This is a genomic window from Lentilactobacillus farraginis DSM 18382 = JCM 14108 (assembly GCF_000583655.1).
Lineage (GTDB): Bacteria > Bacillota > Bacilli > Lactobacillales > Lactobacillaceae > Lentilactobacillus > Lentilactobacillus farraginis.
Genome location: NZ_BAKI01000079.1, coordinates 1 through 3,592 on the forward strand (window position 1 = coordinate 1; position 3,592 = coordinate 3,592).

Here is a 3,592-nt window from a genome sequence, read left to right on the forward strand (position 1 = left end):
AGCAGGTACAGCCGTATTCTCACTAGTGGAACTGATATCTGCTGAACTACCAGTTGATACAGAAGATGTCATACTATCTGCTCTTACAGCATATGTACTTTCACCTAACCCCACCCCTAAGGCAACCACCGTAATTGCCGCAAAAACCCATTTTTTGCCATCTTTATACATCTTATAATGTAATTTTTCCATAAAAAATCCCCTCCAATAATTTGATTGATAATCATAATGAGTACACTTAGTTTTAACACTAAATGGATTGCTAAATCAATATGGTCAACCACCACTTTTGATTGATAAGTTTTAGTAAGTCCCTTTGTTTGAATGATCATTATGTCGCCCTCTCTAAACTAGTATAACGTAATTATCGCATGTAAATCTCATCTTTTTATATTGCACTTCTTGCGATATCTGATAAAAGTTGTTCGCTTAATACCGGTATTACGGGCGACGTCTACATCACTCATGCCCGTCTGATAAAGCTTAAAAGCATGTAGTAAGCGGGGATCATCTTCGGTATATTGGGGTTTGCGCCCATGATATTTCCCCTGCTGTTTGGCCAGGAAAATCCCCTGTTGTTGACGCTCAATAATCCGCTTCCGTTCACTTTCGGCCTGATACTTATACAGTTCAATGATTAAGTTAGTCATCAGTTGACGCAAGTTAGGATCCGCAATCCCCGTCATGGACGGCAAATTCAACACATCTAGGGTGGCACCTTTGTTCTGAATGGTGTTCATAATCTTAGTTAAGTCCTGGTTGTTTCGGCCCAAGCGGTCTAATTCAGTAACCAGGACAATATCGCCTTCACGGATATAGGCCAGCATTTTTTGCAGTTCAGGTCGCTTGGTGTTAGCACCACTTAACTTATCTGAAAATAGTTTATCAACGCCTTTTAAAGCCGCTAACTGTCGATCTAAATGTTGCTCCTTGGAACTCACACGCGCATAACCAATTTTAGCCATTTTCAGTCCTCCTTTTGGACAGTCCTAATGAACACTTTTAATGCCTAGTATAGCACAGAAACAAAAAAGGCCACTAGGGTATGCCCTAATGGCCAAAAAGCTCAATTGATTTAATGGATTATGCTGTGTCGATTCAAATCTAATAAGTCTTTGAAATTTCATGTGCAACATGTGATGGATCTGGATAAATGAAGCTTTCCGTTATCCCCACGCTTTCCAGCTCGGACCTTATTGAAGCTTTTTTGCAATGTGGTATAACAAAGGCCATTGGTTTTGGTTGTGGATCAATGGAATCAGAAAGAAGTCTTAATATGTTTATTCTAGTTTGAGTCCGCTTTTGGACTTCATCGGAATTAAGAGTCACTTGGTTTAACACCGAAAGATTTTGTGAAAAAAATGTATCAGGTTGCAACATATTATTAATTGGATAAAGATATAACCATTAATTATAATTGGTTATTAATAAAACAAGGAGTTGAGGCAAAATCATTTTGCCCCAACTCCTTGTTTTTAATAGCTTAAAGCCATTTGTTGTTTGTTGTGCCAGATTTTATAGAACGCATCTTCAGGCAATGAGCCCTGCTTTTTCGTCCAACAATCGTTAAAATAAATTGTTGAGTTGTTAAACCCCGTCATTAATAGGGCATGGGTGTGAAATCCGTCAAATTCACCAACCCATATGACAATGGGGTGACCTGTTGCACTTAAATACTGTTTTAGATTGGCCAATGGTTGACCGCTCAAATTGACAGCGTTTCCTGCATAGGTTGTCACTAAATCTGTGAGTGCAGATGGGTAAATACTATCACCATCATCAGTGAATGGATTACCAACAAATCCCTGATTGGGGTCAGTCGGATGGTAGGGCATTTCATGTGCCAGCTGAACTTTGTCAACAACGGCACCTGCATATTGAAGCATCATTGCGGTGGCAGTAATCTCGCAGCCGGTTGGGAGTTCTGGGCGCTGAGCAATAACGGGGATTGATAGTTTGTATGAAGACATATAATTGTAGCTCCTTGCATTTTATTAATCGATAGTAGTTTTGACGGCACTAGTCATTGCGTCATCGCTTAAAGCCTGTCCAATTCCGGGCTTGCGTCCCTTCCAAAAAAACAGTACAAGCAAAATGAGAAGTCTAGCTATTGTGTTTATACTGCTTAACTTATCAATTGAGCTTTTAATAATATCTATTAAACTATCCCATATTAACCTTCCATGTTCATTTTTCACAGTCCCAACATATCTTTTACATATGGCAACAGTTCTTTATAAATTTTATCGCTAATCTGGTTAACTACTTCCCCATTTCTGGAAATAAAATCAAAATTCTGTAATTGCCATAACGCAATAAAACCTTTGACACCATTTTTATGTCCTCCAGTTAAAAGAATAGGAAAATAACGTGGATTATTCACATATCTAAGTGAAGTGGTAATCGGCATTGCTAAAATCATACCTGTTGCTCGCGTATAGCTACTGGAGCTCATAACAACCATGTGACGTCTAATATTACCATTTTGAGGTGCATGGCCCCCATATTCTCTACCTGAATGTGGTTCTGCGTCTATAATGACAATATCCTTCTGTTCTGGAAATTTCATTCTTCTAGTCGTTCCTTCCCAACTGGATTAAGTGGCCTTAATTCTGGATCTTCCAGTAAATCCCTTTGATAGTCATATTGCATCCAATCAGGATTATCAAAAATATTCTGTTTCTCTACAGGTTGATAAACAATCGAACCATCAGATCTATTTTCAACTTTATATTTACTCCCCACTCGATCTTTTAAATCAGAAGGAACCGTTAAGATAAGGCTATTACCAGATTTCCTTAACGTTACCAATTTGCTCATTTAAGATCACCTCATTTTTTATTTTTATTTAGTATATACCAAAATGCTACTATTGTAAACACAATAGTATATACGTGGTGATGGACTTCGGTTTTCCAAAAACTGATATGATTGCAAGAAGGTGAATCCTTTTAAATTATGGAATGTTATTTTAAAATAGTGAGACCATATTTTTTGTTTCTTACTTAATAACAAGTCTTTCTATGCTATTTTCGAAGCAGTACAACCTGGTTATAATCTCTTGAAATTTTCTTTAACTATTCTAGAATCCTAACTGAAAACAAAGTTATAAATGGAGTTTATTTTAGATACGTCTCCTGAAACTAGAAATATCTTATTTAAAAGCTAATGTTGCCTGACCTTAAGACTCCTAATTTGTTCACGATCTCTGCGAATGAATCTTTCGTATTAAATGAAATCTGCAAATCAATCAACTCTTTCAACGGTTTGCAGCCTAGGAAGACGTTTAGCCTTATTAGGTTAGCGAAGACCCTTCTGGTATTACTCATTCCAATTGCTTATTTGTTGCTTTCTCAGTCAAGTAGCCCATCTAATTCAGAAAACAATTCATCAAAAGTCAGATCCCCCAAAAACTAATTGATAAAATTCATTACGCCAACGTGCCAACCTATTTGGTCGATTCGTCCCCTAACAGCTGTCTGTGAAATTGGATAATGCACCGCTAAACTAAATTGATCCTCAATATATAACTTTAGAAACAAATAAAATTACTAACATGGCTTGTGAAAGCACAGACACATTTAAATAAACT

The 3,592-nt window shown here is 37.2% G+C and carries 5 protein-coding genes; all 5 read right to left on the reverse strand.

Annotated features, from left to right (window positions below; genetic code table 11):
• Nucleotides 1-192 (reverse strand): KxYKxGKxW signal peptide domain-containing protein (locus JCM14108_RS13515; RefSeq protein WP_035181474.1); only part of this gene is annotated, 192 nt, incomplete at its 3' end.
• A gap of 188 nt (nt 193-380) precedes the next feature.
• A complete protein-coding gene (locus JCM14108_RS13520) occupies nt 381-965 on the reverse strand; it encodes a recombinase family protein (protein WP_035181475.1) in 585 nt (194 codons plus the stop codon).
• Between the two features lie 510 nt (nt 966-1,475).
• Nucleotides 1,476-1,970, reverse strand: coding sequence for a C39 family peptidase (locus JCM14108_RS13525; protein ID WP_035181476.1), 495 nt, complete (start codon nt 1,968-1,970; stop codon nt 1,476-1,478).
• Nucleotides 1,971-2,194: 224 nt separating this feature from the next.
• Nucleotides 2,195-2,569 (reverse strand): type II toxin-antitoxin system PemK/MazF family toxin, encoded by a 375-nt coding sequence (locus tag JCM14108_RS13535; RefSeq protein ID WP_035181479.1) that lies wholly within the window; start codon nt 2,567-2,569, stop codon nt 2,195-2,197.
• Complete coding sequence (locus JCM14108_RS13540; RefSeq protein WP_035181480.1) at nt 2,566-2,820, reverse strand: hypothetical protein; 255 nt, start codon at nt 2,818-2,820, stop codon at nt 2,566-2,568. The genes JCM14108_RS13535 and JCM14108_RS13540 overlap by 4 nt, the downstream gene beginning before the upstream one ends.
• Nucleotides 2,821-3,592 lie beyond the last annotated feature (772 nt).

What these genes read in the sequence shown, in the direction of transcription:
- JCM14108_RS13535 (WP_035181479.1), bottom strand. Translation starts at nt 2,569, where the DNA reads ATGAAATTTCCAGAACAGAAGGATATTGTCATTATAGACGCAGAACCA.
- JCM14108_RS13540 (WP_035181480.1), bottom strand. Translation starts at nt 2,820, where the DNA reads ATGAGCAAATTGGTAACGTTAAGGAAATCTGGTAATAGCCTTATCTTA.
- JCM14108_RS13525 (WP_035181476.1), bottom strand. Translation starts at nt 1,970, where the DNA reads ATGTCTTCATACAAACTATCAATCCCCGTTATTGCTCAGCGCCCAGAA.
- JCM14108_RS13520 (WP_035181475.1), bottom strand. Translation starts at nt 965, where the DNA reads ATGGCTAAAATTGGTTATGCGCGTGTGAGTTCCAAGGAGCAACATTTA.